The organism is Erwinia sp. ErVv1, from assembly GCF_900068895.1.
Lineage (GTDB): Bacteria > Pseudomonadota > Gammaproteobacteria > Enterobacterales > Enterobacteriaceae > Erwinia.
Genome location: NZ_CDPK01000018.1, coordinates 40,768 through 67,284, shown reverse-complemented (window position 1 = coordinate 67,284; position 26,517 = coordinate 40,768). Strand labels below are relative to the sequence as shown.

Annotated in this window: 39 protein-coding genes and 1 pseudogene; 2 read left to right on the top strand and 38 right to left on the bottom strand. The window is 53.1% G+C overall.

From position 1 onward, the window contains the following. Positions 1 to 5: 5 nt before the first annotated feature. From rplO to fkpA, 30 genes and pseudogenes are all read right to left on the bottom strand, one after another. Positions 6 to 440, bottom strand: a complete 435-nt coding sequence (gene rplO / locus A1830_RS19305; RefSeq protein ID WP_067709950.1) for a 50S ribosomal protein L15 — start codon at positions 438 to 440, stop codon at positions 6 to 8. Between the two features lie 3 nt (positions 441 to 443). After that, positions 444 to 623, bottom strand: coding sequence for a 50S ribosomal protein L30 (rpmD, locus tag A1830_RS19300; RefSeq protein WP_024966590.1), 180 nt, complete (start codon positions 621 to 623; stop codon positions 444 to 446). Positions 624 to 629: 6 nt separating this feature from the next. After that, positions 630 to 1,130, bottom strand: a complete 501-nt coding sequence (gene rpsE / locus A1830_RS19295; RefSeq protein ID WP_067709948.1) for a 30S ribosomal protein S5 — start codon at positions 1,128 to 1,130, stop codon at positions 630 to 632. 14 nt (positions 1,131 to 1,144) lie between these two features. Then, on the bottom strand, positions 1,145 to 1,498 hold the full coding sequence (gene rplR, locus A1830_RS19290; RefSeq protein ID WP_024966588.1) for a 50S ribosomal protein L18: 354 nt from the start codon (positions 1,496 to 1,498) through the stop codon (positions 1,145 to 1,147). A gap of 9 nt (positions 1,499 to 1,507) precedes the next feature. Beyond that, the gene (gene rplF, locus A1830_RS19285; RefSeq protein ID WP_067709945.1) at positions 1,508 to 2,041 is read right to left on the bottom strand and encodes a 50S ribosomal protein L6; all 534 of its coding nucleotides are present in this window, start codon (positions 2,039 to 2,041) and stop codon (positions 1,508 to 1,510) included. A gap of 11 nt (positions 2,042 to 2,052) precedes the next feature. Continuing rightward, the gene (rpsH, locus tag A1830_RS19280) at positions 2,053 to 2,445 is read right to left on the bottom strand and encodes a 30S ribosomal protein S8 (protein ID WP_067709943.1); all 393 of its coding nucleotides are present in this window, start codon (positions 2,443 to 2,445) and stop codon (positions 2,053 to 2,055) included. Between the two features lie 33 nt (positions 2,446 to 2,478). After that, the gene (gene rpsN / locus A1830_RS19275; protein ID WP_067709941.1) at positions 2,479 to 2,784 is read right to left on the bottom strand and encodes a 30S ribosomal protein S14; all 306 of its coding nucleotides are present in this window, start codon (positions 2,782 to 2,784) and stop codon (positions 2,479 to 2,481) included. Positions 2,785 to 2,798: 14 nt separating this feature from the next. After that, the gene (gene rplE, locus A1830_RS19270; protein ID WP_067709940.1) at positions 2,799 to 3,338 is read right to left on the bottom strand and encodes a 50S ribosomal protein L5; all 540 of its coding nucleotides are present in this window, start codon (positions 3,336 to 3,338) and stop codon (positions 2,799 to 2,801) included. A 14-nt stretch (positions 3,339 to 3,352) separates the two neighbouring features. Continuing rightward, the gene (gene rplX, locus A1830_RS19265; RefSeq protein WP_067709938.1) at positions 3,353 to 3,667 is read right to left on the bottom strand and encodes a 50S ribosomal protein L24; all 315 of its coding nucleotides are present in this window, start codon (positions 3,665 to 3,667) and stop codon (positions 3,353 to 3,355) included. Between the two features lie 10 nt (positions 3,668 to 3,677). After that, positions 3,678 to 4,049, bottom strand: a complete 372-nt coding sequence (gene rplN / locus A1830_RS19260) for a 50S ribosomal protein L14 (protein WP_004160583.1) — start codon at positions 4,047 to 4,049, stop codon at positions 3,678 to 3,680. A 166-nt stretch (positions 4,050 to 4,215) separates the two neighbouring features. Continuing rightward, a complete protein-coding gene (rpsQ, locus tag A1830_RS19255; RefSeq protein WP_067709937.1) occupies positions 4,216 to 4,470 on the bottom strand; it encodes a 30S ribosomal protein S17 in 255 nt (84 codons plus the stop codon). After that, the gene (gene rpmC, locus A1830_RS19250; protein WP_024966580.1) at positions 4,470 to 4,661 is read right to left on the bottom strand and encodes a 50S ribosomal protein L29; all 192 of its coding nucleotides are present in this window, start codon (positions 4,659 to 4,661) and stop codon (positions 4,470 to 4,472) included. The genes rpsQ and rpmC overlap by 1 nt, the downstream gene beginning before the upstream one ends. Then, on the bottom strand, positions 4,661 to 5,071 hold the full coding sequence (gene rplP / locus A1830_RS19245; protein ID WP_032116388.1) for a 50S ribosomal protein L16: 411 nt from the start codon (positions 5,069 to 5,071) through the stop codon (positions 4,661 to 4,663). Before rplP ends, rpmC begins: the two co-directional genes overlap by 1 nt. A gap of 12 nt (positions 5,072 to 5,083) precedes the next feature. Next, positions 5,084 to 5,782: a 30S ribosomal protein S3 gene (gene rpsC, locus A1830_RS19240; protein ID WP_002919766.1), complete on the bottom strand. Its 699-nt coding sequence runs from the start codon at positions 5,780 to 5,782 to the stop codon at positions 5,084 to 5,086. Between the two features lie 17 nt (positions 5,783 to 5,799). Continuing rightward, complete coding sequence (rplV, locus tag A1830_RS19235; RefSeq protein ID WP_067709934.1) at positions 5,800 to 6,132, bottom strand: 50S ribosomal protein L22; 333 nt, start codon at positions 6,130 to 6,132, stop codon at positions 5,800 to 5,802. A gap of 14 nt (positions 6,133 to 6,146) precedes the next feature. Next, entirely contained in the window at positions 6,147 to 6,425 is a 279-nt protein-coding gene (rpsS, locus tag A1830_RS19230) for a 30S ribosomal protein S19 (RefSeq protein ID WP_013204132.1), read from the bottom strand. Between the two features lie 16 nt (positions 6,426 to 6,441). Next, positions 6,442 to 7,263 carry a 50S ribosomal protein L2 gene (gene rplB / locus A1830_RS19225; RefSeq protein WP_067709932.1) on the bottom strand — a complete coding sequence of 274 codons (822 nt, stop codon included), beginning with the start codon at positions 7,261 to 7,263 and terminating at the stop codon, positions 6,442 to 6,444. A gap of 17 nt (positions 7,264 to 7,280) precedes the next feature. After that, positions 7,281 to 7,583, bottom strand: coding sequence for a 50S ribosomal protein L23 (gene rplW / locus A1830_RS19220; protein ID WP_067709930.1), 303 nt, complete (start codon positions 7,581 to 7,583; stop codon positions 7,281 to 7,283). After that, entirely contained in the window at positions 7,580 to 8,185 is a 606-nt protein-coding gene (rplD, locus tag A1830_RS19215) for a 50S ribosomal protein L4 (protein ID WP_056232449.1), read from the bottom strand. Before rplD ends, rplW begins: the two co-directional genes overlap by 4 nt. A gap of 10 nt (positions 8,186 to 8,195) precedes the next feature. Beyond that, the gene (gene rplC, locus A1830_RS19210) at positions 8,196 to 8,825 is read right to left on the bottom strand and encodes a 50S ribosomal protein L3 (RefSeq protein WP_067709929.1); all 630 of its coding nucleotides are present in this window, start codon (positions 8,823 to 8,825) and stop codon (positions 8,196 to 8,198) included. Between the two features lie 32 nt (positions 8,826 to 8,857). Next, on the bottom strand, positions 8,858 to 9,169 hold the full coding sequence (gene rpsJ / locus A1830_RS19205) for a 30S ribosomal protein S10 (protein ID WP_001181005.1): 312 nt from the start codon (positions 9,167 to 9,169) through the stop codon (positions 8,858 to 8,860). Positions 9,170 to 9,588: 419 nt separating this feature from the next. After that, positions 9,589 to 10,937, bottom strand: a pseudogene (locus A1830_RS23040) (elongation factor Tu). 70 nt (positions 10,938 to 11,007) lie between these two features. After that, complete coding sequence (gene fusA / locus A1830_RS19190; protein WP_067709926.1) at positions 11,008 to 13,122, bottom strand: elongation factor G; 2,115 nt, start codon at positions 13,120 to 13,122, stop codon at positions 11,008 to 11,010. Positions 13,123 to 13,215: 93 nt separating this feature from the next. Then, positions 13,216 to 13,686 (bottom strand): 30S ribosomal protein S7, encoded by a 471-nt coding sequence (gene rpsG, locus A1830_RS19185; RefSeq protein ID WP_008457106.1) that lies wholly within the window; start codon positions 13,684 to 13,686, stop codon positions 13,216 to 13,218. Between the two features lie 96 nt (positions 13,687 to 13,782). Continuing rightward, positions 13,783 to 14,157, bottom strand: coding sequence for a 30S ribosomal protein S12 (rpsL, locus tag A1830_RS19180; RefSeq protein WP_013204141.1), 375 nt, complete (start codon positions 14,155 to 14,157; stop codon positions 13,783 to 13,785). A gap of 125 nt (positions 14,158 to 14,282) precedes the next feature. After that, positions 14,283 to 14,570, bottom strand: a complete 288-nt coding sequence (tusB, locus tag A1830_RS19175) for a sulfurtransferase complex subunit TusB (RefSeq protein WP_067709924.1) — start codon at positions 14,568 to 14,570, stop codon at positions 14,283 to 14,285. 7 nt (positions 14,571 to 14,577) lie between these two features. After that, positions 14,578 to 14,937, bottom strand: a complete 360-nt coding sequence (gene tusC, locus A1830_RS19170) for a sulfurtransferase complex subunit TusC (protein WP_067709923.1) — start codon at positions 14,935 to 14,937, stop codon at positions 14,578 to 14,580. Further along, entirely contained in the window at positions 14,937 to 15,323 is a 387-nt protein-coding gene (tusD, locus tag A1830_RS19165; protein WP_067709921.1) for a sulfurtransferase complex subunit TusD, read from the bottom strand. The genes tusC and tusD overlap by 1 nt, the downstream gene beginning before the upstream one ends. Beyond that, a complete protein-coding gene (locus A1830_RS19160; protein ID WP_067709917.1) occupies positions 15,323 to 16,045 on the bottom strand; it encodes a helix-turn-helix transcriptional regulator in 723 nt (240 codons plus the stop codon). The genes tusD and A1830_RS19160 overlap by 1 nt, the downstream gene beginning before the upstream one ends. Before the next feature lie 203 nt (positions 16,046 to 16,248). Continuing rightward, positions 16,249 to 17,085, bottom strand: a complete 837-nt coding sequence (fkpA, locus tag A1830_RS19155) for an FKBP-type peptidyl-prolyl cis-trans isomerase (RefSeq protein ID WP_067709916.1) — start codon at positions 17,083 to 17,085, stop codon at positions 16,249 to 16,251. 285 nt (positions 17,086 to 17,370) lie between these two features. On the opposite strand from fkpA, the gene A1830_RS19150 reads away from it, so the two are divergent. Beyond that, positions 17,371 to 17,589, top strand: a complete 219-nt coding sequence (locus A1830_RS19150) for a SlyX family protein (protein WP_067709914.1) — start codon at positions 17,371 to 17,373, stop codon at positions 17,587 to 17,589. A 72-nt stretch (positions 17,590 to 17,661) separates the two neighbouring features. Here the strand turns inward: A1830_RS19150 and slyD are convergent, their stop codons facing one another. The 4 genes from slyD to kefG all read right to left on the bottom strand — a co-directional run bounded on the left by slyD (position 17,662) and on the right by kefG (position 20,906). Then, positions 17,662 to 18,207 (bottom strand): peptidylprolyl isomerase, encoded by a 546-nt coding sequence (gene slyD / locus A1830_RS19145; RefSeq protein ID WP_067709913.1) that lies wholly within the window; start codon positions 18,205 to 18,207, stop codon positions 17,662 to 17,664. Between the two features lie 138 nt (positions 18,208 to 18,345). After that, a complete protein-coding gene (locus A1830_RS19140; RefSeq protein WP_067709912.1) occupies positions 18,346 to 18,540 on the bottom strand; it encodes a YheV family putative zinc ribbon protein in 195 nt (64 codons plus the stop codon). Between the two features lie 8 nt (positions 18,541 to 18,548). Further along, positions 18,549 to 20,354, bottom strand: a complete 1,806-nt coding sequence (gene kefB, locus A1830_RS19135; RefSeq protein WP_067709909.1) for a glutathione-regulated potassium-efflux system protein KefB — start codon at positions 20,352 to 20,354, stop codon at positions 18,549 to 18,551. Further along, positions 20,355 to 20,906, bottom strand: a complete 552-nt coding sequence (gene kefG / locus A1830_RS19130; RefSeq protein ID WP_067709905.1) for a glutathione-regulated potassium-efflux system ancillary protein KefG — start codon at positions 20,904 to 20,906, stop codon at positions 20,355 to 20,357. Between the two features lie 123 nt (positions 20,907 to 21,029). Here kefG and A1830_RS19125 point away from each other — a divergent pair, with 123 nt between their 5' ends. Continuing rightward, the gene (locus A1830_RS19125; RefSeq protein WP_067709902.1) at positions 21,030 to 22,925 is read left to right on the top strand and encodes an ABC transporter ATP-binding protein; all 1,896 of its coding nucleotides are present in this window, start codon (positions 21,030 to 21,032) and stop codon (positions 22,923 to 22,925) included. 47 nt (positions 22,926 to 22,972) lie between these two features. On the opposite strand, the gene tauD is transcribed toward A1830_RS19125, so the two are convergent. The 4 genes from tauD to tauA are packed head-to-tail and all read right to left on the bottom strand — an operon-like array spanning position 22,973 to position 26,391. Beyond that, positions 22,973 to 23,812 carry a taurine dioxygenase gene (tauD, locus tag A1830_RS19120; protein WP_067709901.1) on the bottom strand — a complete coding sequence of 280 codons (840 nt, stop codon included), beginning with the start codon at positions 23,810 to 23,812 and terminating at the stop codon, positions 22,973 to 22,975. Continuing rightward, positions 23,809 to 24,636: a taurine ABC transporter permease TauC gene (gene tauC / locus A1830_RS19115; RefSeq protein WP_067709900.1), complete on the bottom strand. Its 828-nt coding sequence runs from the start codon at positions 24,634 to 24,636 to the stop codon at positions 23,809 to 23,811. The genes tauD and tauC overlap by 4 nt, the downstream gene beginning before the upstream one ends. After that, a complete protein-coding gene (gene tauB / locus A1830_RS19110; protein ID WP_067709899.1) occupies positions 24,633 to 25,400 on the bottom strand; it encodes a taurine ABC transporter ATP-binding subunit in 768 nt (255 codons plus the stop codon). Before tauB ends, tauC begins: the two co-directional genes overlap by 4 nt. Before the next feature lie 13 nt (positions 25,401 to 25,413). After that, positions 25,414 to 26,391: a taurine ABC transporter substrate-binding protein gene (tauA, locus tag A1830_RS19105; RefSeq protein ID WP_067709898.1), complete on the bottom strand. Its 978-nt coding sequence runs from the start codon at positions 26,389 to 26,391 to the stop codon at positions 25,414 to 25,416. Between the last annotated feature and the right edge of the window lie 126 nt (positions 26,392 to 26,517).

The window sequence follows — 26,517 nt, the reverse complement described above, 5'->3', positions numbered from 1 at the left end:
GCTACTTATTCCTCAATTGTACCGCCAGCAGCTTCGATTGCAGCACGTGCGCCTTTAGTGACACGCAGACCACGAACCGTAACCGGTGCAGCGACTTCGCCAGACAGGATAATCTTAGCGAACTCAATCTGAATACCGACAATGTTGGCAGCTTTCAGCGTGTTCAGGTCGACGATGCCGCCTTCAACTCGCGCCAGGTCAGACAGACGAACTTCTGCCGTAACCATAGCTTTACGTGAGGTGAAGCCGAACTTAGGCAGACGACGGTACAGAGGCATCTGGCCACCTTCGAAACCGCGACGTACGCCACCGCCAGAACGTGAGTTCTGACCTTTGTGACCACGACCAGCGGTCTTGCCGAGGCCAGAACCGATACCACGACCTACACGCTTCGCAGCGTGTTTAGACCCTTCGGCCGGAGACAGAGTATTTAAACGCATCTGTTACTCCTCCACTTTAACCATGTAGGAAATCGCGTTAACCATGCCGCGTACTGCTGGCGTGTCTTCACGCTCTACGGTGTGGTTAATACGACGCAGACCCAGGCCAAGCAGCGTTGCCTTGTGTTTTGGCAGACGACCGATTGCACTACGGGTTTGAGTAATTTTAATAGTCTTAGCCATGGTCAATTATCCCAGAATGTCTTCAACGGATTTACCACGCTTGGCAGCGACCATTTCTGGAGAACTCATATTGCCCAGGCCATCCAGCGTTGCACGAACCACGTTAATCGGGTTAGTGGAACCATAGGCTTTAGCCAGAACGTTATGAACCCCAGCGACTTCCAGAACGGCGCGCATTGCACCACCGGCAATGATACCGGTACCTTCAGAAGCCGGCTGCATGAACACGCGAGAACCCGTGTGCACGCCCTTAACAGGGTGCTGCAGGGTGCCGTTGTTCAGCGCGACGTTAATCATATTGCGACGAGCTTTTTCCATCGCTTTCTGGATCGCTGCTGGAACTTCACGCGCTTTACCGTAACCAAAACCGATGCGACCGTTACCGTCACCTACCACTGTCAGAGCAGTGAAGGAGAAAATACGACCACCTTTTACGGTTTTAGATACGCGATTTACCGCGATCAGCTTTTCCTGCAGTTCGCCAGCTTGTTTTTCGATGTGTGCCATCTTACACCTCTACCTTAGAACTGTAGGCCAGCTTCACGGGCAGCATCTGCCAGTGCCTGGACACGACCATGATATTGGAAACCAGAGCGGTCGAAAGAAACACCAGTGATGCCTTTTTCGATTGCGCGCTCAGCAACTGCTTTACCAACAGCTGCAGCGGCGTCTTTGTTTCCTGTGTACTTCAGTTGCTCACTGATTGCTTTTTCTACTGTAGAAGCAGCGACCAGGACTTCAGAGCCATTTGATGCAATTACCTGTGCGTAAATATGACGCGGGGTACGATGTACCACCAGGCGAGTTGCACCCAGCTCTTTGAGCTTGCGGCGTGCGCGGGTCGCACGACGGATACGAGCAGATTTCTTATCCATAGTGTTACCTTACTTCTTCTTAGCCTCTTTGGTACGCACGACTTCGTCGGCGTAACGAACACCCTTGCCTTTATAAGGCTCAGGACGACGGTAGGCGCGTATATCAGCTGCAACTTGTCCAATCAGCTGCTTATCAGCGCCCTTGAGCACGATTTCAGTCTGAGAAGGACATTCAGCAGTGATTCCCGCTGGCAGCTCGTGGTCAACAGGGTGAGAGAAGCCAAGAGCTAAACTCACGGAGTTGCCTTTAACGGCCGCACGATAACCTACACCAACCAGCTGCAACTTCTTAGAGAAGCCTTCGGTAACACCGATAACCATACCATTCAGCAGTGCACGAGAAGTACCAGCCTGCGCCCAACCATCCGCAAAACCTTCGCGTGGAGCGAAAGTCAGGGTGTTGTCAGCATGCTTAACTTCTACAGCTTTGTTGATAGTACGAGTCAGCTCGCCGTTTTTACCTTTAATCGAAATAACCTGACCGTCGAGTTTTATCTCTACGCCGGCAGGAATGACGACAGGTGCTTTAGCAACACGAGACATTCTTTCCTCCGTTAAGCTACGTAGCAGATAATTTCGCCACCAAGACCAGCCTGGCGCGCTGCACGATCGGTCATGACACCTTTAGAGGTAGAAATAACAGCGATACCCAGTCCTGCCATAACTTTTGGCAGCTCGTCTTTGCGTTTGTAGATGCGCAGACCTGGACGACTAACACGCTGAATGCTTTCTACCACTGCCTTGCCCTGGAAATACTTAAGAGTCAGTTCCAGTTCTGGCTTGGTGTCGCCTTCGATTTTAAATTCTTCAATATATCCTTCTTCCTTCAGCACGTTGGCGATTGCCACTTTCAGCTTGGAGGAAGGCATGGTGACCGCTACTTTATTCGCGGATTGACCGTTACGGATACGGGTCAGCATATCCGCGATCGGATCTTGCATGCTCATCTGTCTTTACTCCCGTGATTCAATTGGTGACAATTACCAGCTAGCCTTTTTAAGACCCGGGATCTCACCGCGCATTGCGGCTTCACGGACCTTGATACGGCTCAACCCGAACTTCCGCAGGAAAGCATGCGGACGACCAGTTTGGCGGCAGCGGTTACGCTGACGGGACGGGCTGGAATCACGCGGCAGAGTCTGCAGCTTAAGAACAGCATTCCAACGTTCTTCGTCGGATGAGTTCACACTAGAGATGATAGCTTTCAATTCCTCGCGTTTTGCGCGGTATTTATCAGCCAGTTTTACGCGAACGACTTCGCGTGCCTTCATCGATTGCTTAGCCATGAAGTAACCCTACCTTACTTGCGGAACGGGAAGTCAAAGGCAGCCAGCAGAGCACGGCCTTCATCGTCAGATTTCGCAGTAGTGGTAATGGTAATATCCAAACCACGAACGCGATCGACCTTGTCATAGTCGATTTCTGGGAAGATGATCTGCTCACGAACGCCCATGCTGTAGTTACCACGGCCGTCGAATGACTTAGCGGACAAGCCACGGAAGTCACGGATACGTGGAACAGCAATAGAAATCAGACGCTCAAAGAACTCCCACATGCGCTCGCCACGCAGAGTCACTTTACAGCCGATCGGATAGCCCTGACGGATTTTGAAGCCTGCAACTGATTTGCGTGCTTTGGTGATAAACGGCTTTTGACCGGAGATTGCTGCTAAGTCAGCTGCTGCGTTATCCAGCAGTTTCTTATCAGCGATCGCTTCACCCACACCCATATTCAGGGTGATCTTCTCGACCCGAGGGACTTGCATGACAGAATTGTAGCTAAACTCAGTCATGAGTTTGTTAACTACTTCGTCTTTGTAGTAATCATGCAGTTTCGCCATCGTACTACTCCAAATTACTTGATAGTTTCGCTGTTAGACTTGAAGAAACGGACTTTTTTGCCGTCTTCGAATCTAAAGCCTACACGGTCAGCCTTACCGGTGGCAGTGTTGTAAAGCGCAACGTTAGAAACCTGCACAGCAGCTTCCTTTTCAACGATGCCGCCTGGTTGGTTCAGAGCCGGGACCGGCTTCTGATGTTTCTTCACCAGGTTGATACCTTCAACAATGACCTTGCCAGAAGACAGGACACTTTTAACTTTACCGCGCTTACCTTTATCTTTGCCGGTCAGCACGATAACTTCGTCATCGCGACGGATTTTAGCTGCCATTTTTCGCTCCTTAGAGTACTTCTGGTGCCAGAGAGATAATTTTCATGAACTTTTCAGTACGAAGTTCACGAGTTACCGGCCCAAAAATACGCGTACCGATTGGCTGCTCACTGTTATTATTTAAAATAACGCATGCATTACCATCGAAGCGAATGACAGAACCGTCCGGGCGACGAACACCCTTCCTGGTGCGCACCACTACCGCTTTCAGCACATCACCTTTCTTAACCTTACCGCGAGGAATTGCTTCCTTGATGGTAATTTTGATGATATCGCCTACGCCTGCGTAGCGACGGTGCGAGCCACCCAGAACCTTGATACACATTACGCGACGTGCACCGGAGTTGTCGGCGACGTTCAGCATAGTCTGTTCTTGGATCATTTTAGTGCTCCGCTAATGTCAACTACTACTTCGGGACCTGATTCAGGTCGTTTAAAAGCCCCATAATTGAGGGCGCAGCATTATAACACCGCTTCTCGCATAAGGGTAGAAAAAATAAACGGCTCAATCGAGCCGTTTATCTTATTTTTTAAGAGGGCTAATTCTATTACAGAATCGCTTTCTCTACAACGCGAACCAGCGTCCAGGACTTAGTCTTGGACAGCGGACGGCATTCGCGGATTTCAACCACGTCGCCAGTACCGCATTCGTTGTTCTCGTCGTGTACGTGCAGTTTAGTCGTACGCTTGATGAACTTACCGTAGATAGGGTGTTTCACAAAACGTTCGATAGCGACAACGATGGATTTCTCCATTTTGTTGCTAGTCACACGACCTTGCAGAGTACGGATTTTATCGGTCATTACGCACCCGCCTTCTCAGTCAGTAAAGTCTTAACGCGCGCGACATCACGGCGCACATTCTTCAACAGATGAGTCTGTTGAAGCTGGCCTGATGCCGCCTGCATGCGCAGATTAAACTGCTCACGCAGAAGGTTAAGCAGCTCAGTGTTAAGCTCTTCAACGCTTTTTTCACGCAGCTCTGTTGCTTTCATTACATCACCGTCTTAGTTACAAAGGTGGTTTTGATAGGCAGTTTTGCTGCTGCCAGCTTGAATGCTTCACGGGCCAGCTCTTCCGGCACGCCGTCCATTTCATACAGGACTTTACCAGGCTGGATCAAGGCAACCCAATACTCAACGTTACCTTTACCTTTACCCATACGCACTTCAAGTGGCTTCTCGGTAATTGGTTTGTCCGGGAATACGCGGATCCAAATTTTACCTTGACGCTTAACTGCACGGGTCATAGCACGACGTGCTGCTTCGATCTGACGAGCGGTCAGACGACCACGGCCAACAGCTTTCAGACCGAAAGTACCGAAGCTAACATCCGTGCCGGCAGCCAGACCACGGTTGCGGCCTTTGTGCATTTTACGGAATTTTGTACGCTTTGGTTGTAACATCAGCGACTCTCCTTACTTACGGCCTTTACGCTGCTGCTTTTTAGGTTGAGCAGCCGGTTCCGGTTGTTCAACAGCAGCCATACCACCCAGGATCTCGCCTTTGAAGATCCATACCTTAACGCCGATTACACCGTAAGTGGTGTGCGCTTCAGAGGTGTTGTAGTCAATGTCAGCACGCAGGGTGTGCAACGGCACGCGGCCTTCACGGTACCATTCGGTACGCGCGATTTCAGCACCGCCCAGACGGCCACTAACTTCAACTTTGATCCCTTTAGCGCCCAGACGCATTGCGTTCTGTACTGCACGCTTCATAGCACGACGGAACATCACACGACGCTCCAGCTGTGAAGTGATGCTGTCAGCAACCAATTTAGCGTCCAGTTCCGGTTTACGGACTTCGGCGATATTGATCTGTGCAGGTACGCCAGCGATATCAGCTACGACCTTGCGCAGTTTTTCTACGTCTTCGCCTTTCTTACCGATAACGATACCAGGGCGAGCGGTGTGAATGGTCACACGAATGCTCTTAGCCGGGCGCTCGATAACGATACGAGATACGGACGCTTTTGCCAGTTCTTTAGTCAAAAACTGACGTACTTTAAAGTCGCTGTCCAGGTTGTCAGCGAATTCTTTGGTATTTGCGAACCAGGTAGAGTTCCAGGGTTTAACAATACCCAGGCGAATACCATTAGGATGTACTTTCTGACCCATTGCTAGTCTCCAGAGTCTCAGCGATCGGACACAACCACAGTAATGTGGCTGGTGCGCTTCAGGATGCGATCTGCACGACCTTTTGCACGCGGCATAATGCGCTTCATGCTAGGGCCTTCATCAACGAAGATTTTCGTGATTTTCAGATCATCAATGTCAGCGCCATCGTTGTGTTCGGCGTTAGCAATGGCAGATTCCAGAACTTTTTTGACCAGTACAGCCGCTTTCTTATTGGTGTAGGTCAAAATGTCCAGAGCCTGCGACACTTTCTTACCGCGTACAAGATCTGCTACCAGGCGAACCTTCTGCGCAGAAGAACGAGCGTGGCGATGTTTAGCGATAGTTTCCATCTCTTCCTCCTGCCTTAGCGTTTCTTGGCTTTCTTATCAGCCGTGTGGCCGCGATAAGTACGGGTCGGTGCAAATTCACCCAGTTTGTGACCGACCATTTCATCGGAAACAAAAACAGGAACGTGCTGACGACCATTATGGACAGCGATGGTCAAACCGATCATGTTAGGGAAGATCGTTGAACGACGGGACCAGGTGCGCAAAGGCTTCTTGTCTCCGCTTTCCACCGCTTTCTCTACCTTCTTCAGCAAGTGCAGGTCAATAAAAGGACCTTTCTTGAGAGAACGTGGCATGGCTTATCCTCTAAAATTATTTGCTACGGCGACGTACGATAAATTTATCAGTACGCTTGTTGCTACGGGTCTTCTTACCTTTGGTCTGAACGCCCCACGGTGAAACCGGGTGCTTACCAAAGTTACGACCTTCACCACCACCGTGCGGGTGATCGACTGGGTTCATCGCAGTACCGCGAACGGTAGGACGAACACCGCGCCAACGAGCTGCACCGGCTTTACCCAGAACGCGAAGCATATGCTCAGCGTTACCGACTTCGCCCAGGGTCGCGCGGCAGTCAATTTCGACTTTACGCATTTCACCAGAACGCAGACGCAGGGTAACGTAGGAACCTTCACGTGCAACGATCTGCACGTAAGCACCAGCTGAGCGAGCAATCTGACCGCCTTTGCCTGGTTTCATTTCTACGTTGTGTACGGTAGAACCCACTGGGATGTTACGCATCGGCAGGGGGTTACCTGCTTTGATCGCCGCATCAACGCCAGACTGAATCTGGTCGCCAGCTTTCAGGCCTTTAGGGGCCAGGATGTAACGGCGCTCGCCGTCTTTGTACAGAACCAGCGCGATGTTCGCGGAGCGGTTCGGATCGTACTCAAGACGTTCAACGGTTGCCGGGATACCATCTTTGTTGCGTTTGAAGTCAACAATACGGTAAGCCTGCTTGTGACCACCACCGATATGACGGGTAGTGATACGACCATTGTTGTTACGGCCACCGGATTTGCTGTTTTTTTCTACCAGCGGGGCGAATGGTTTGCCCTTGTGCAGCTCAGGGTTCACCACTTTAACTACGTGGCGACGACCCGGAGATGTCGGTTTACATTTAACAACTGCCATTGTTCTTCTCCTCCGACTTACTCAGCGCCGCCGACGAAGTCCAGATTCTGGCCTTCCTTCAGGGTGACGTAAGCTTTTTTCCAGTCGTTACGACGACCAGTACGCTGTCCGTGGCGTTTAACTTTCCCTTTAACAACCAGGGTGTTAACAACCTCTACTTCCACTTCGAAAAGTTTCTGCACAGCGGCTTTGATTTCTGCTTTGGTCGCATCTTTAGCAACTTTGAGAACGATGGTGTTGGTTTTTTCCATCGCAGCAGACGCTTTTTCAGATACGTGCGGCGCGCGCACGACTTTCAGCAGACGTTCTTCACGGATCATGCCAGCATCTCCTCAACTTGCTTAACTGCGTCAGCAGTCATAACGACTTTGTCGAAGGCGATCAGGCTAACTGGGTCGATACCTGCTGCATCACGGACGTCAACCTTGTACAGGTTACGGGCGGCCAGGAACAGGTTCTCTTCCAGCTCACCAGTGATGATCAGCACGTCTTCCAGCGCCATATCTTTCAGTTTCTCTACCAGCAGCTTAGTTTTAGGCGCTTCGAGAGAGAACTGCTCAACAACGATCAGACGTTCTTGACGTACCAGTTCGGACAGGATGCTTTTCAGCGCGCCGCGGTACATCTTTTTGTTTACTTTTTGACTGTGGTCCTGAGGCTTCGCAGCAAAGGTCACACCACCTGAACGCCAGATTGGGCTCTTTACAGAACCTGCACGCGCACGGCCGGTACCTTTCTGGCGCCACGGTTTTTTACCGGAACCAGTTACTTCAGCGCGGGTCTTCTGAGCACGAGTACCTTGACGGGCACCTGCTGCATAAGCAACAACAACCTGGTGTACTAGCGCTTCGTTGAAATCACGACCGAAGGTAGTTTCGGAAACAGTCAGCGCGCTTTGCGCGTCTTTCAATACTAATTCCATTGCTATCCCCTTACGCCTTAACAGCTGGTTTAACGATCAGGTCGCAACCGGTAGCACCGGGTACAGCACCTTTAACCAGCAGCAGGTTGCGCTCAGCGTCAACGCGTACCACGTCCAGGCTCTGAACAGTTACACGTTCGTTGCCCATCTGGCCTGCCATTTTCTTGCCTTTAAACACTTTGCCCGGAGTCTGGTTCTGACCGATAGAACCCGGTACGCGGTGAGACAAGGAGTTACCGTGGGTAGCATCCTGAGTACGGAAGTTCCAGCGCTTAACAGTACCGGCAAAACCTTTACCTTTAGATGTGCCCGTAACGTCAACTTTTTTCACGTCAGCGAAAATATCAACGTTAATGCTCTGACCTACGGTGAACTCTGAACCTTCAGCGGTACGGAATTCCCACAGACCACGGCCAGCTTCTACGCCAGCTTTAGCAAAGTGGCCTGCTTCAGGTTTCGTTACGCGGTTAGCTTTTTTAGCACCGGCAGTTACCTGGATAGCAGTGTAGCCGTCGTTTTCCAGGCTCTTAACCTGAGTCACGCGGTTTGCTTCAATTTCAATCACGGTTACTGGGATAGATACGCCATCTTCAGTGAAGATACGGGTCATGCCCACTTTTTTACCGACTAAACCAATCATTGTTTCAACCTCTCAATCGCTCAATGACCTGATTAACCCAGGCTGATCTGCACGTCAACACCTGCAGCCAGATCCAGACGCATCAGAGCATCAACCGTTTTTTCAGTTGGCTCAACGATGTCAACCAGACGCTTGTGAGTGCGAATTTCATACTGATCGCGCGCATCTTTATTGACGTGCGGAGAGATCAGAACGGTAAAGCGCTCTTTGCGGGTCGGCAGCGGGATGGGACCACGTACCTGCGCACCAGTGCGCTTGGCAGTCTCAACGATTTCCGCAGTTGATTGATCGATCAGACGATGATCAAACGCTTTAAGACGGATACGGATTCTTTGGTTCTGCATGAGACCAGAGCTCCAATTATTTATAAACGAAAAAAATTACTACCCGCACCCATTACGATTGATGGGGGAGTGTAATCGTCTGCACATAACTCCCCAATTGGGAGTATTGTCAGGGTCGCTATTCGCTCTCCTGCGGTTCAGATTGAACCGGGCCGTCATTTCTGACAGGCCCGCGCATTATACGTAGCTCAGCCCGTAAAGCAACCTGTTTCTGGTTCAAAGGGGGAAAAGCTGGGGCGGGGGCGGCGGGAAATGGCGCTGGAAAGTTATCGCCCCTGCGACCAGTGAGAGAATACATCGTTGATTTCCCGCACTATCCTGGCCCCCTGTCCTTTCACCAGGGCAAAAAAAAAGAGCACCGAAGTGCTCTCTCTTTTTTGCTATAGCGGCGTAAACGCCGCTATAGCAAGTCTCGACAATTAAGCGATAACTTTAGCAACAACACCCGCACCAACGGTACGGCCACCTTCACGGATGGCGAAACGCAGGCCGTCATCCATTGCGATTGGGTGGATCAGGGTAACGATCATCTGAATGTTGTCACCAGGCATGACCATCTCAACGCCTTCTGGCAGTTCGATGGTACCGGTCACGTCAGTTGTACGGAAGTAGAANGAAGAACGGAGTATGACGGCCGCCTTCATCTTTGGACAGAATATAAACTTCTGACTCAAATTTGGTGTGTGGCTTGATTGAGCCTGGCTTAGCCAGAACCTGGCCACGCTGGATCTCTTCACGCTTGATACCACGCAGAAGAACACCACAGTTCTCGCCTGCACGACCTTCGTCAAGCAGCTTACGGAACATTTCAACACCGGTACAGGTTGATTTCACGGTATCTTTGATACCAACGATTTCAACTTCTTCACCAACTTTGATGATACCGCGCTCTACACGACCGGTAACAACGGTACCACGACCGGAGATGGAGAATACGTCTTCGATTGGCAGCAGGAACGGCTTGTCAATTGCGCGCTCTGGCTCTGGGATGTAGTTATCCAGATGCTCAGCCAGCTCAATGATCTTAGCTTCCCACTCAGCTTCGCCCTGCAGNTCAATTGCGCGCTCTGGCTCTGGGATGTAGTTATCCAGATGCTCAGCCAGCTCAATGATCTTAGCTTCCCACTCAGCTTCGCCCTGCAGTGCTTTCAGTGCAGAACCGCGAACGATTGGCAGGTCATCACCAGGGAAGTCGTAGGCAGACAGAAGTTCACGAACTTCCATTTCAACCAGTTCCAGCAGCTCTTCGTCATCAACCATGTCACACTTGTTCATGAACACGATGATGAAAGGAACGCCAACCTGACGACCCAGCAGGATGTGCTCACGGGTCTGAGGCATTGGGCCGTCAGTCGCAGCAACAACCAGGATCGCGCCGTCCATCTGGGCAGCACCGGTGATCATGTTTTTCACATAGTCGGCGTGGCCCGGGCAGTCAACGTGCGCGTAGTGGCGGGTCGGGGTGTCATATTCAACGTGAGAGGTGTTGATGGTGATACCACGTGCTTTTTCTTCTGGCGCGTTATCGATCTGATCGAATGCGCGTGCAGAACCGCCGTAGGTTTTAGCCAGAACGGTNGATGGTGATACCACGTGCTTTTTCTTCTGGCGCGTTATCGATCTGATCGAATGCGCGTGCAGAACCGCCGTAGGTTTTAGCCAGAACGGTGGTGATTGCTGCAGTCAGGGTAGTTTTACCGTGGTCAACGTGTCCGATAGTACCAACGTTGACGTGCGGTTTGTTACGTTCAAATTTCTCTTTAGCCACGACGATATTCCTTACTTTAATGCTCTCACGCTGCGGTGAGAGCATAGGATCAATATTTTAAAACTGTAGCTTATTTGCTACGAGCTTCGATAACGGCCTGAGCGACGTTGTTCGGCGCATCATCATACTTCAGGAACTCCATCGAGTATGAAGCACGGCCTTTAGTCAGAGAACGCAGCTGAGTTGCATATCCGAACATTTCAGATAATGGAACTTCAGCGTGAATCTGAACGCCAGTAGCGTTTGATTCCTGTCCCTTAAGCATACCACGACGACGGCTAAGGTCACCGATAACGTCACCGGTGTTCTCTTCCGGCGTCTCTACTTCAACCTTCATGATCGGCTCAAGCAGTACTGGAGTTGCTTTCTTAAAGCCGTCTTTGAACGCAATAGAAGCTGCCAGTTTGAACGCCAGCTCTGAGGAGTCAACGTCATGGTAAGAACCAAAGTGCAGACGAACGCCCAGATCAACTACCGGATAACCAGCCAGAGGACCTGATTTCAGCTGCTCCTGGATACCTTTGTCAACCGCAGGGATGTATTCAGTAGGAATCACACCACCCTTGATATCGTTGACAAATTCGTAACCTTTAGGGTTAACGCCCGGCTCCAGTGGGTACATGTCGATAACAACATGACCGTACTGCCCACGACCACCAGACTGCTTGGCGTGTTTACCTTCGATATCGGTAACTTTCGCGCGAATCGCTTCACGATAAGCAACCTGAGGTTTACCGACGTTCGCTTCAACGTTGAATTCACGCTTCATGCGGTCAACGATGATGTCGAGGTGCAGCTCACCCATACCGGCGATAATGGTCTGGTTAGTTTCTTCGTCAGTCCATACGCGGAATGACGGGTCTTCTTTAGCCAGACGGCCCAGAGCCAGACCCATTTTTTCCTGGTCAGCTTTGGTTTTTGGTTCTACCGCGATGGAGATTACCGGCTCAGGGAATTCCATACGCTCCAGAATGATCACATTGTCTGGATCACACAGAGTATCACCGGTAGTCACGTCTTTCAGACCGATCGCCGCAGCGATGTCGCCTGCGCGAACTTCTTTGATCTCTTCACGTTTGTTAGCGTGCATCTGTACGATACGGCCCAGACGCTCACGAGCAGATTTAACCGGGTTATACACGGTGTCACCGGAGTTAACGATACCGGAGTACACGCGGAAGAACGTCAGGTTACCTACAAACGGGTCGGTAGCAATTTTAAACGCCAGCGCAGCAAACGGCTCGTCGTCATCGGAGTGACGAACGGCTGGAGTATCTTTGCCATCATCCAGCAAACCGTTGATCGCAGTCACGTCAGTTGGTGACGGCAGATATTCGATTACTGCATCCAGCATCGCCTGAACACCTTTGTTCTTAAATGCAGAACCACAGGTAACCAGGATGATTTCGTTGTTCAGTACGCGCTTACGCAGGGAAGCTTTGATCTCTTCTTCAGTCAGCTCTTCGCCACCAAAGAATTTCTCCATCAGCTCATCAGAACCTTCAGCTGCGGCTTCGATCATTTTCTGGCGCCATTCTTCTGCCAGTTCCTGCATATCAGCTGGGATCTCTTCGTAGTTGAAGGTCACGCCTGCGTCAGCGTCATTCCAGTTGATGGCTTTCATCTTGACCAGGTCAACAACACCGGTAAATTTCTCTTCTGCGCCAATAGCCAGCTGCAGAGGGACCGGCGTTGCGCCCAGACGTGATTCAATCTGGCCAACAACTTTCAGGAAGTTAGCACCCATGCGGTCCATTTTGTTAACGAACGCGATGCGTGGAACTTTATATTTGTTTGCCTGGCGCCATACGGTTTCAGACTGAGGCTGCACACCACCAACCGCACAGTAAACCATTACTGCGCCGTCGAGAACACGCATAGAACGTTCTACTTCAATGGTGAAGTCAACGTGTCCGGGGGTGTCAATGATGTTAACGCGGTGCGGCTCGAACTGCTTAGCCATACCAGACCAGAAAGCGGTAGTCGCAGCGGAGGTAATGGTAATACCACGCTCCTGCTCCTGCGCCATCCAGTCCATGGTGGCTGCGCCATCATGAACTTCACCGATTTTGTGGTTTACACCGGTGTAGAACAGAATACGTTCGGTGGTGGTCGTCTTACCGGCGTCGATGTGTGCACTGATACCAATGTTACGGTAGCGTGTAATGGGTGTTGTACGAGCCATTTGATTCCTCTGATTCTCGGACGTTCTAAGTTAGTAAAACCCAGCGGTTCAGTCACTGGGACGTCCGCTGGGTTAATAACAACTACGAAGCTGTTACCAGCGGTAGTGAGCGAACGCCTTGTTGGCTTCGGCCATACGGTGAACGTCTTCACGTTTCTTAACTGCAGTACCTTTGTTCTCTGCAGCATCAGAAAGTTCGTTCGCCAGGCGCAGAGCCATTGATTTATCACCGCGTTTACGAGCAGCTTCAACGATCCAACGCATTGCCAGAGCATTACGACGAACCGGACGGACTTCAACTGGAACCTGATAAGTAGAACCACCAACGCGACGGGATTTAACTTCCACGGTTGGGCGGACGTTGTCCAGGGCTACTTCAAAGGCTTCCAGCTCGTTTTTACCTGAACGCTGAGCCAGGGTCTCAAGCGCGGTATAGACGATTGATTCAGCAGTAGATTTTTTACCGTCTACCATCAGGATATTTACAAATTTAGCCAGCAGCTCTGATCCGAACTTAGGATCTGGCAGGATTTTACGCTGGCCAATAACGCGACGACGTGGCATGGAAATACTCCGTTGTTAATTCAGGATTGTCCAAAACTCTACGAGTTTATTATGACATTTAAGATAAAACGTTTGGCCTTACTTAACGGAGAACCATTAAGCCTTTGGCTTCTTCACGCCGTACTTGGAGCGTGACTGCTTACGGTCTTTAACACCTGAGCAGTCCAGCGCGCCACGAACGGTGTGGTAACGCACACCTGGCAGGTCTTTTACACGACCGCCACGGATCAGGATCACGGAGTGTTCCTGCAGGTTATGACCTTCACCACCAATATAGGAGGTAACTTCAAAACCGTTGGTTAAGCGAACACGACATACTTTACGCAGTGCGGAGTTCGGTTTTTTAGGAGTAGTAGTATATACGCGAGTACATACACCACGTTTCTGCGGGCAGGCTTCCAGCGCAGGCACGTTGCTCTTTGCAACTTTGCGTGCGCGTGGTTTGCGAACCAGCTGGTTAACTGTTGCCATCAAATAGCTCCTGGGATTTGCTTTTGCTTCGTAAACACGTGATAAATCGCCTCGTGGTATAACGAGGACGCGGAATTTTAGGGCTGAGCAGAAAAGGTGTCAAGAAATAACCAGGATATCATTCATTACCAGGTCATTTGTGATGAGTTTTTTACCGTCAGCGCGACGAAATCAGTATAGCTCACCGCGGTTACTCTGGGCGAAATTTGACCAGAAAGCCCGCGCGCACTGACGTCGTCTTCGAGCACGTAAACGGATATGGGGGCACGCAGCATTAATTCAAGCGCCTGGCTCCCCTCCAGCGCGGCAAGAACCCCATCCTGAAGTAGCAGAAGGTCGTCTCCTTCAGCCAGCAACCGGAGTAGCGCGCTGAAATCGCTCTGAAAAGGGGAGTGAGTCAGGATATGTAGCATAGCGTCCTCAGAACGATATCACGCGATCGTATTTTGCCAGCTCGGCTCGCAATCGCTCGGGTTTGAGCACGTCGGTCGGCAGGATTGCCGTGAAATCAGCCGGGATGCCACGCTCGGCCAGCGAGGCAGAACAGACATAGCAGCGCTCAATATCGTACAGAGGCAACACGCCAAAGGTCGCGATATAATTGCGCGAAAGAATTTTTTCGGGTTGCTGCTGCTGCATAAGCTGTAAAACGCCATCGCTGATAAAAAAGAGCGCGATCTCGTCCGTTAACGCGGAGGTAGCCAGTACGGCATCGAGCCCTTCACGTCCTGCGCTGCTGCCGTGTGGCGCCTGGGTGAAAACAAAAGCAATGCGCTTCATCAGAACTGTACCATCCTCTCGGCAACCAGCGCCGCTTCAGCCAGCGCGCCCAGTCCCGTCAGCTCAAAGCCCTCAGCCAGATTTGCGGCGGGCAGCCCCTGACTTTTGGCTTCCTGCACATCGGCGATGCCGCGTCGCAGCGCGGCCGCGACACAGATATGCAATGCCACACCGTGCTGCTGATGCAGCGCCTGCCAGGCCTGGGTGAGGTCAAATTCATCACTGGCGGGCGACGTCAGCTGACTGGCATTCAGTACACCTTCACGATAAAAGAAGACGCTCTCAAGGCTATGGCCACTGCGTAGCAGCGCCTGAGCAAACAGATAAGCGCTGGAAGCCTGCTGTGTGCCATAAGCCGGCCCGGTGACCAGAAGCGTAAAGCGCATTAGCGATCCTGACTCTGGATATCGCCGCTTTTAAACTGGCGGATATAGAGATAAACGGTATGTCTGGAGATATTCAAACGCTCAGCAACCTGATTGATCGCATCTTTAATGTCGAAGATGCCCTTCTCATAGAGATTCAGGACAATCTGACGATTCTTGGTGTTGTTCGAAATATTACGATCGGCGCTGACTTCTTCAATGGTGAACTCCAGCGTTTGCATGACCAGATCTTCAACCGAAGAGGCAAAATTGACCGATGATGCCACGTCCTGCGTTTCAGGAGGCATGAAGGTGGCCATAATCTGTGAGAAGGGAACGTCCAGGTTCATATTGATACACAGCAGGCCAATAGCGCGATGCTGACCATTGCGGATGGCGATAGTCACGGATTTCATCAGTACGCCGCTTTTCGCGCGGGTGAAATAGGCTCTTGAAACGTTGCTTTCCGCATCGCTCATATCATGAAGCATACGCAGCGCCAGATCGGTAATCGGTGAACCCACCTTGCGCCCGGTATGTTCACCGTTGGCAATCCTGACTGCTGAACAGTTCAGGTCCGCCAGCGAATGCAGCACGATCTCACAGTGAGAGCCAATAAGCATCGCCAGCCCGTCTACCACGGCTTCATAGGATTTCAGAATATCAAAGTCGGACTGTTCAAATGGACGATGCTCCAGCAGCTCCAGCTCTGTCACATCACCGGTAAATGTTGTACCAGACATTAAGACACCACCCGTTGCAAGAACCTGTCGCACAGCGCCAGGGCAGACTCATTCTGAAGAAGTTAAACGGTTGGCAGTCTACCAAATATCAGAAACATCTGTCCTGACCTTTGTCATGAAATGCAGGGGAACGCAAAGAATGGGATGAAAGCAGGGGTAACGAAAGGGAAACAACCGCCACACAAGGTGTGGCGGTCGGAGGATTACTTAGACTGGGTAGCAGCAGGTGATTCTGCTGGTTTTTCAGCGTTAGCGTCTGCTTTAGCAGCAGGTTTGATGTCGAGAAGCTCAACGTCAAACACCAGCGTGGAGTTCGCAGGAATACCCGGCACGCCGTTTTTACCGTAAGCCAGCTGCGGTGGGATGACCAGCTTGATCTTGCCGCCTTTCTTGACGTGCTTAAGACCTTCTGTCCAGCCAGGGATTACGCCATCAAGACGGAAGGAGAGAGGCTCACCACGGGTGTAAGAGTTATCAAACTCGGTGCCGTCGATCAGCGTACCTTTGTAGTTCACCACCACGGTATCGCTGTCTTTAGGAATATCACCGGTACCTTCTTTCTCAACGTGATACAGCAGGCCGGACTCGGTCTTCTTCACGCCTTTTTCTTTAGCAAATTTGGTGGCAAAAGCATCACCCTTCTGGGTATTCTCTTTTGCATCTTTTTCCATCTTCGCCTGAGCGGCACCCTTCACGCGCGTCTCAAACGCCTGCAGAGTCTGTTCGATTTCCTGATCGGAGAGCTTGCTCTTGCCAGCAAAAGCATCCTGAACGCCGGAGATCAGCTGCTGTTTATCCAGCGTGATGCCCAGTTTTTCCTGCTCCTTGAGGGAGTTTTCCATGTAACGGCCAAGCGATGCGCCCAGCGCATAGGCTGACTGCTGGTCGTCATTTTTAAAGGCGTCATTCTTCGGTGCCGGCTGCGGTGCCTGTTGTGGTGCCTGTTGAGCCGGGGTGGCCTCAGCGGCCATTGTCAGCGGTGCATGCAGCGCAACGGCCATTGTGGTGGCTAACAGTGTGACTTTAAACAGTGATTTCATCCATTTCTCCAAAACCGAAGCCTCTCGCCCCGGAAATCGTGTACAGAACTGAGCCCGTACTATAACTGTGCGCGAGAAAATTACACAATCTCGCAATGAGAACTAAGTTAACTTCCGACCGCTACCCTGAGCGAAAGTTTCACCACTGAGATGCAGTCTGACAGAGCCGTTTTCAACCATCCGGCAGAAATTAAGGCGATTATCCCTACTTCGGGCTCATCTTTACCGTTAGAATCAGACGATTCGGGCAATCCAGGCCGCAAAGCCGTCATGAGAGGAAAAAGTATGCAACAGGCGTTGTTTGAAGAGCGAATGGAGATGCTGGAAAGTCGGCTGGCCTTTCAGGAGCATACCATTGAAGAGCTGAATCAAACGGTGATTCAACATGAGCTGGAGATGGCCCGACTGCGCGAACAGATGCGTCTGCTGACCGATAAGCTGAAATCAGCGGCACCCTCAATGATCGCCTCACAGTCGGAAGAGACTCCACCTCCGCACTACTAAGCGCACGCCCAACCGCTGTGACAGACACAAAAAAGGGGCCGAAGCCCCTTTTTAATGATTGTCATAAGACGATCAGTGGCAGCCGCAGCCGCCAGTCCCGCAACCACCTTTACCGTGTTCATGGTCGTGATCGTGATCGTGATGATGATCGTCTTCACCGTGAACGTGACCATGGGCCAGTTCTTCAGCCGTGGCTTCACGAATGGCGACCACTTCAACGTTAAAGTTCAGATTCTGACCCGCCAGCATATGGTTACCGTCAACCACTACGTGCTCGTCTTCAACTTCGGTGATTTCCACCGGCACCGGGCCCTGATCGGTTTCCGCCAGGAAGCGCATGCCAACCTGCAGCTCGTCAACGCCCATAAAAACATCTTTCGGTACGCGCTGAACCAGGTTGTCGTCGTAATGACCATAGGCTTCGTCTGCAGTGATGTTCACCTCAAACTTGTCACCCGCTTCGTGGTTTTCCAGCGCTTTTTCCAGGCCGGCGATCAGGGAACCATGACCGTGCAGGTAGTCCAGCGGTGCGCTCACCGGAGACTCATCAACCAACACACCGTCTTCTGTACGTACCTGGTATGCCAGGCTGACCACCAGGTCTTTTGCTACTTTCATGATTACTCCTAACCGTTGAGAGCTTTGAGCCCTTTTAATGTTGGCCTTTTGCCAACCTGTAAGGCTTTAAATTGCGTCGATAGTAACGAATTTCAACGCCGCTGTAGGATACAGCTTAAAAAAAGCTGAGCCATAACGCTACTCAGGATGAAAAATTCCTATCACTTGTTCATTTTCGCGAACCTGGCCCCGGGCCTGTTTATCCGCTTCTCGCATCTGATGCCCGCACTTAACACATTCTACGACATCAACATTATTCTCTTTCCACAGCGCCAGCGTATCTTTGGCCTGACACTTTGGACAGGTTGCTCCGGCAATAAATCGTTTACGCATAACATGTCCTATTCATATTCGTCCCAGCCGTGAAACTGGCGTTTCTCATGCCGCATTTCTGCCTGAAAAATATCTTCCAGTTCGCGACGGGCCTCCTTCACGCGCGAAATTTGCTGGCTGTCCGCATGATTCGGCATCAGCTCACGCAGCATACGCATATCCAGTCGGCGAAAATGCTGCTGAGCACGAAAAGCCTGATGGGGATGCATGCCCAGCGTCATTAAGGTCTTACGCCCCAGCTCAAGCGCACTGGAAAAGGTTTCACGGGAAAACTGCGTGACGCCAGCCTGAAGAAGTTCATGGGCCTCCACGCGCCCTCTTGCCCGGGCCAGAATTTGCAGATGCGGAAAATGATGCTGGCAGAGATGGACTATCTCCATGGCATCTTCCGGCCCGTTACAGGTTATCACTATTGACTGCGCCGTTTCAGCCCCGGCGGCGCGCAGCAGCTCTAACTCCTTAGCATCACCGTAGTATACTTTATAACCGTACCTGCGCATCAGGCTGACCGCGCTGATATCGCGCTCAAGTACCGTGATCCGTTTTTCATTGGCCATCAGCAATCGCGCAACCACCTGCCCAAAACGACCAAACCCCACCACAATCACCTGGGGCTTATCATCCTCGACAAAATGTTTCTCTTCGTTATCATCCGGCTCGTTGAAGCGTTTCTCAAGGATTTTATCCACGCCCTGCAGCAACAGCGGCGTGGTCATCATTGAGAGCGTTACCGTAACCAGCAGCAGAGGCATCTGGTCTCCGCTAAACAGGTGGGCCGTTGCGGCCGCTGAAAACAGCACAAAGGCAAACTCGCCGCCCTGGCTGAGTACGCCGGAGAATTGCAGGCGCTCGGAGCTGCGCAGGCCGTAAATCCGCGACAGCAGATAGAGCACCCCCGCTTTCACCGCCACCAGCGACACCACGCCAATCAGAATTTCGATGATATGGGTATAAAGCACGCCCAGATTGAGCGCCATGCCCACCGAGATAAAAAACAGCCCCAGCAGCAGGCCCTTGAAGGGATCGATGGCAATTTCTAGCTCGTGACGATACTCACTTTCGGCCAGTAGGATACCCGCGATAAACGTACCCAGCGCCATGGAAAGGCCGAGCGCGTCCATAAACAGCGCCGAACCCAGCACCAGCAGCAGGGCGGCGGCGGTGAAAACTTCACGAACGCCGGATGCCGCGATATAGCGAAATATTGGCCGCAGCAGATAGCGCCCCCCGACCAGCATGCCGGCAAAGGCCAGCACCTTCATGCCTATCTTTATCCAGTCGGTATGCCCGCTGTCACTTCCTGCCAGCAGCGGGACCAGCGCCAGCGCCGGGATAACGGCCAGATCCTGAAACAGCAGGACCGAAAAGCCGAGCTGGCCCGACTCATTGCGGTTCATGCCTTTATCCCGCATCAGCTGGAGCGCCATCGCCGTCGAGGACATGGCCAGCCCGATACCACCGACGGTTGCCGCCTGCCACGAAAAGTCCGTCAGCCATAGCAGCCCGCCAAGGATAGCCGCGCTGAAAATGACCTGAGCGGCGCCCACGCCAAAGATGGAGCGGCGCAGTTCCCAAAGCTTGGAGGGTTTCAGCTCCAGCCCGATAATAAACATCAGAAAAACCACGCCCAGCTCGGAGAAGTGCAGGATCTCTTCCACGTCGCTGATAAAGCCCAGCCCCCAGGGACCAATCGCAATACCCGCCAGCAGGTAGCCCAGCACCGCCCCAATACCCAGCCGCGCGGCCAGAGGTACCGCAACAACAGCGGCAAACAGATAGACCACGCCGGCCGTCAGGAGGGTTTGTCCTTCCATTCAGATACCTCCATAGGGTAAAGGGGATGCGAGCCAGTGTGCATACGCTCGCGCATAGTTTTTCATGACTTCAGGTGTCTGGTGCCGCGCCCAGTAGATAATCATCGGCGTCAGCCAGTGCATCCGGCACATCTGGGCGGTCAGCTCGAACGGGCGCATAATGTCCGACATAGGATAGCGGTTCAGCCCTTCCTGATGATAGGCCGCCTCGGGCTCGCCGGTGGTGATCACGCTGCGCCAGTACTTTCCTTCCAGCACGTTGCCGCCTGGGCCGCTGGCAAAGCCGCGAGAGAGCACGCGATCCAGCCACTCCTTCAGCAGCGCAGGACAGCTGTAGGTGTACAGGGGGTGCTGGAAGACGATGATGTCGTGTTCGCGCAATAGCTGCTGCTCGCGATGAATATCAATAAAAAAATCGGGGTAGTGCGCATAAAGGTCATGCACCGTGACCTGTGGCAAAAGCCGGGCCGGCTCCAGCAAAACGCGATTAGCAACCGAGTCTTGTGATTCCGGGTGGGCATAAAGCAGCAAAACTTTAGGCGGCTGCAACATCATTCCCCTCCAAATCGTCGTCACGGCGGGCAAATTCCGCTACCATGCTCAACGCAACGGAATCCAGGATTCCGAAATCCAATTGATGGCTCAATTTAACATATTCTACATATTACGGCGCTTATGATTGTCTTCTCCTCGTTACAAATTCGACGCGGTGTCCGCGTACTGCTGGATAACGCCACTGCCACCATTAACCCCGGTCAGAAGGTGGGTCTGGTCGGTAAAAATGGCTGCGGTAAATCCACGCTGCTGTCGCTGCTTAAGAACGAGATAAGCGCCGACGCGGGGAGCTTCAGCTACCCAGGCAACTGGTCGCTCGCCTGGGTAAACCAGGAGACACCGGCACTGTCGGTGCCCGCCATTGAGTATGTTATCGACGGCGACCGCGAATACCGTCAGCTTGAAGCCGAGCTGGCTCACGCCAACGAGATCAACGACGGCCACGCCATTGCCGTACTGCACGGCAAGCTTGATGCGCTCCAGGCCTGGACCATTCAGTCCCGCGCCGCCAGCCTGCTTAACGGGCTGGGCTTCTCTCAGGAACAGCTACAGCGCCCGGTGAGTGATTTCTCCGGCGGATGGCGGATGCGCCTCAACCTGGCCCAGGCGCTGATCTGCCGTTCCGACCTGCTGCTGCTTGATGAGCCGACTAACCACCTCGATCTCGACGCGGTCATCTGGCTTGAGCGCTGGCTGAAAAGCTATCAGGGCACGCTGATTCTGATTTCGCACGACCGCGACTTCCTCGATCCGGTTGTCGACAAAATTCTGCATATTGAACAAGAGTCCATTTACGAATATACCGGCAACTACAGCGCCTTCGAGATCCAGCGGGCGACCCGCCTGGCGCAGCAGCAGTCGCTTTTCGAGAACCAGCAGACGAAGGTTGCCCATCTGCAAAGCTTTATTGACCGTTTTAAAGCGAAGGCCAGTAAAGCTAAGCAGGCGCAAAGCCGCATCAAAATGCTGGAGCGCATGGAGATGATCGCCCCCGCCCACGTCGACAACCCTTTTACCTTCAGCTTTCGCGTACCGGAAAGCCTTCCGAACCCGCTGCTGGATATGGAAAAAGTCACGGCGGGCTATGGCGACCGCATCATCCTGAATTCGATCAAGCTCAACCTGGTGCCCGGCTCGCGCATTGGCCTGCTGGGTCGCAACGGCGCGGGCAAATCGACGCTGATTAAAATGCTGGCGGGCGAGCTGGCACCGCTTAAGGGCAATATCGGCCTGGCGAAAGGCATTAAGCTGGGTTACTTCGCCCAGCATCAGCTCGAATTCTTACGCGCAGATGAATCCCCCCTCCAGCATCTGGTACGCCTGGCGCCAAAGGTCCTTGAACAGCAGCTGCGTGATTACCTGGGCGGCTTTGGTTTCCAGGGCGACAAGGTGACGGAAAAAACCGAGCGGTTTTCCGGCGGAGAGAAAGCCCGTCTGGTGCTGGCGCTGATTGTCTGGCAGCGCCCGAACCTGCTGCTGCTGGATGAGCCTACCAACCACCTCGATCTCGATATGCGCCAGGCGCTGACCGAAGCCCTGATTGATTTTGAAGGGGCGCTGGTGGTGGTGTCGCACGACCGTCACCTCCTGCGATCGACCACGGATGACCTCTATCTGGTGCACGACGGCAACGTCGAGGCTTTTGATGGCGATCTGGAAGATTACCAGCAGTGGTTGAGCGATCTGCAAAGGCAATCGGCGACCGCTGAGCCTAAACAGGAGAGCGGTAACAGCGCGCAGGCCAGGAAAGATCAGAAACGCCGCGAAGCGGAGCTCCGTACCCAGACGCAGCCGCTGCGCAAAGAGATTGAAAAGCTGGAAAAGCAGATGGAAAAGCTGAACGCGCAGCTGGCGGATGCCGAAGAGAAACTCGCCGACCCGACCCTTTACGAACAGGCGCGCAAAGCAGATCTGACCGCGGTATTAAAACAGCAGGCGGAAGCGAAATCCTCGCTGGAAGCGTGCGAAATGACATGGCTGGATGCGCAGGAGCGTCTGGAAGGGATGCTCGGGTAAAATGGCTAATCGCCCGCATCACGGCGTTAGCCACTTTTAGCCGTTCATTAAAACGGCTTATCGCCCAGGATCGTCGCGCGATGCATGATACGCCGGGCGGGCATATAATCGGCGTTGGCGTAATGCTGCGTCACGCGATTATCCCAGATGGCGATATCATTCTCCTGCCAGCGCCAGCGCACCTGAAACTCCGGCTTAGTGATATGGGCAAACAGGAAGTTAAGCAGGGCGTCGCTCTCCTTCTGACTGAGATCGACAATGCGGGTGGTAAAGCCTTCATTGACGAACAGCGCCTTTTTCCCACTGACCGGATGGGTGCGGATCACCGGGTGCAGTAAGGGCGGATTTTTCTCCACTGCCTGCTTCCAGCGCACATGTTCTTCCTCGCTGCTACGGTATTTGTACTCCTGAAACGACTTCTTAAAATCATGCTCGGCATGCAAACCACTCAGTAACTGTTTGAAGGGTTCAGAAAGCGCATTGTAAGCGGCAATCCCACTGGCCCACAGCGTATCCCCTCCGCTTTCCGGCAGCCGTTTCGCGGCCAGAATCGCCCCGGCTGGCGGCGTCTCGATAAAGGTGACGTCGGTATGCCAGTTGTCATTATCCGGTGGATTATTATCGTGAGTATCCAGCACGATAATTTCCTCTACGTCCGGCGCATGAGGGTAAACAGGATGGATATGCAGATCGCCAAAGCGGGCCGCCAGGGCGCGCTGCTGTTGCGGCGTCACGGGCTGATCGCGGAAAAACAGCACCTGGTGGCGGATGAGTCCGTGATACAGCTGCTCAAACTGCGCATCGCTTAGCGGCAGAGCCAGATTAATATCTGAAACCCGTGCGCCGATATACGGGCCCAGCGCGGTAATCGTCAGACGTTCGTTCATAAATTTTCTCCATGCCAGGGGGTTAAACGGCGCTGCACGCTGCGCAGGCCCAGCTCAAGTGTGAAGGCAATCAGGGCGATAACGGCGATACCCGCGAGGACCACATCCGTCGCTAAGAATTCACCCGCTGACTGCACCATAAATCCCAGCCCGCGCGTGGCGGCGATAAGCTCTGCCGCGACCAGCGTTGACCAGCCCACGCCCAGCCCGATACGCAGGCCGGTTAAAATCTCCGGCAGCGCGCCCGGCAGTACGACGTACCATAAAACCTGCCAGCGGCTGGCACCCAGTGACTGGGCGGCACGCAGGCGAACCTGCTGAGCGCTTTTCACCCCGGCCAGCGTCGACATCGCCACGGGGGCGAAAATGGCCAGGTAAATCAGCAAAATTTTCGACGTTTCGCCAATGCCAAACCAGATTACCATCAGCGGCAAATAGGCCAGCGGCGGCACCGGGCGGTAAAGCTCAATCAGCGGATCGAGGATGCCGCGCACGGTTTCACTCAGCCCCATCGCTATCCCTACCGGTACGCCAATCAGTACCGCTGCCAGCAACGCGATAACAATCCTCGTCAGGCTGGCCGCAAGGTGCTGCCACAGAGTGGCATCCATAAAACCCTTTGAACTGGCAATGGTCAGCAGCTGATGAAAGACCTGCTGCGGTGCAGGGAGAAACAGCGGCGCAATCAGCTTCAGTGAGGTGACGCCCCACCACAGGAATAGCAGTACCAGCAGCGTCACGACGCTAAGGGTCAGTTGCCGACTGAAAGGCCAGCGCAGCCGGGTGCGGTCGGCGCGGGTGTTTTCACTGGTGACAATACTCATGAAAAGACCTCACGCTGTTGAAATACACGACTTAAAACATACTCCCGGCGCTCGATAAACGCCGGATCGGACTTAATCGCCCGGCAGGCCTCACCGCGTGCATAACGGCGGCCAAAGTCCAGAGAGAGCCGCTCGATAATTCTTCCCGGCCCCGGCGATAACAGGATCAGCTCGCTGGCAAGAAACACTGCCTCTTCAATATCATGAGTAATCAGCAATACCTGCTTGCCGCTGTCGCGCCAGAGATTCAGCAGCAGCTCCTGCATCTGTTCGCGGGTAAACGCATCCAGCGCACCGAAAGGTTCATCCAGCAGGAGCAGCTGCGGGTCGGCCGCCAGCGCTCTGGCGATGCCCACCCGCTGACGCATTCCGCCGGAGAGCTGCCAGATAAATTTCTTTTCCGCGCCCTCCAGCCCCACCTTTCTGAGCATTGCCCTGGCCCGATCGCGTCGCACATTTTTCGCCACGCCCGCCAGCTGGAGGCCAAAACCAACGTTATCCAGCACGTTCCGCCACGGCAGCAGCCCTTCGTGCTGGAACACTACGCCGCGTTCCGCCCCCGGACCGGTAACGGCTTTACCGTCCAGCGTGATGCTGCCGGACTCCGCCGGAAGAAAACCAGCGACCAGGTTGAGCAGCGTGGTTTTGCCACAGCCTGAAGGCCCAAGCACCACCACCAGCTCCCCGGAGGCGATGGAGAGATTGATATCTTCCAGCGCAGGATGACCGTCATAACGGGCGGTCAGATGTGAGACTGCAAGCATGGGAACCCCTTAATCACTCAGCAATTTTCTTAACAAACCGGTCGGTGACATAGCTGCTGTAATCGCTGGACGCCTGCGGAACCTTGCCCTGATCCTTCAGAAATTTCGCCGTATCGACAATGGCCTTATTTACCGGCTGAGCCAGCTCCTGCACCTGCTGCTGTGCGGTGAGATAGGTATTGCCCTTCACGAGGTCCGGCACCTGCTGCTCCGGTACGCCGCTCAGGCGGGAGAGCTTGCTGAGGTTATCGCCCTCTTTCAGCCATCGATCCGGATTATCAAGGTAGCCTTTCTGTGCGGCGAGTGCGCTGCGGGCAAATGCGGTGACCACGTCAGGATGTTTTTCCGCAAAATCTTTGCGCACCACCCAGACATCGAGCGTTGGCGATCCCCATTTGCCGACCTGCGCGGAATCCGTCAGGACCCGGCCATCTTTCTCCAGTTCGTTTACGGCAGGCGCCCAGACGTAAGCGCCGTCGATATCGCCGCGCTGCCAGGCGGCTGCGATAGCCGGTGGCTGCAGGTTAACAATCTGTAGCTGGTCGGGTTTAATGCCCCAGTGCTTCAGCGCTGACAGCAGGCTGTAGTGGGTGGTGGAGATAAAGGGAATGGCGATACGCTTACCAATCAGATCCTTCGGGCTGTTGATGGACTTTTTCACCACCAGCGCCTCGGAATTCCCTAACTGCGACGCCAGCAGGAAAACCTCAATCGGCACCTGCTGGCTGGCGGCTACTGCCAGGGGGCTGGAGCCGATATTACCAATCTGTACGTCACCGGAGGCTAACGCACGCACGACGCTTGAACCACTGTCAAACTTACGCCAGTCCACCTGCGCCCCGCTTTCTTTGGCGAAGGTGCCATCGGCCTGCGCCACCTTAGCGGGCTCTGCCGAGGTCTGATACGCCACGGTGACGTCGACGGCCTGCGCTGTGAATGCCGAAAGTGAAAGTGCCGCTGCAATCAGTGATAATGAGAATTTATGCGCCATTGCCCTGCTCCGGTTGTCATTGTTATTCGTTGAATAACCTCTTTGTAACCGACAGCGACAATGGCAATAAAGTAATTAAAAAGTATCGCTTATAATTATTTTTGCTTAGAAGAAAAGCGGGATAGC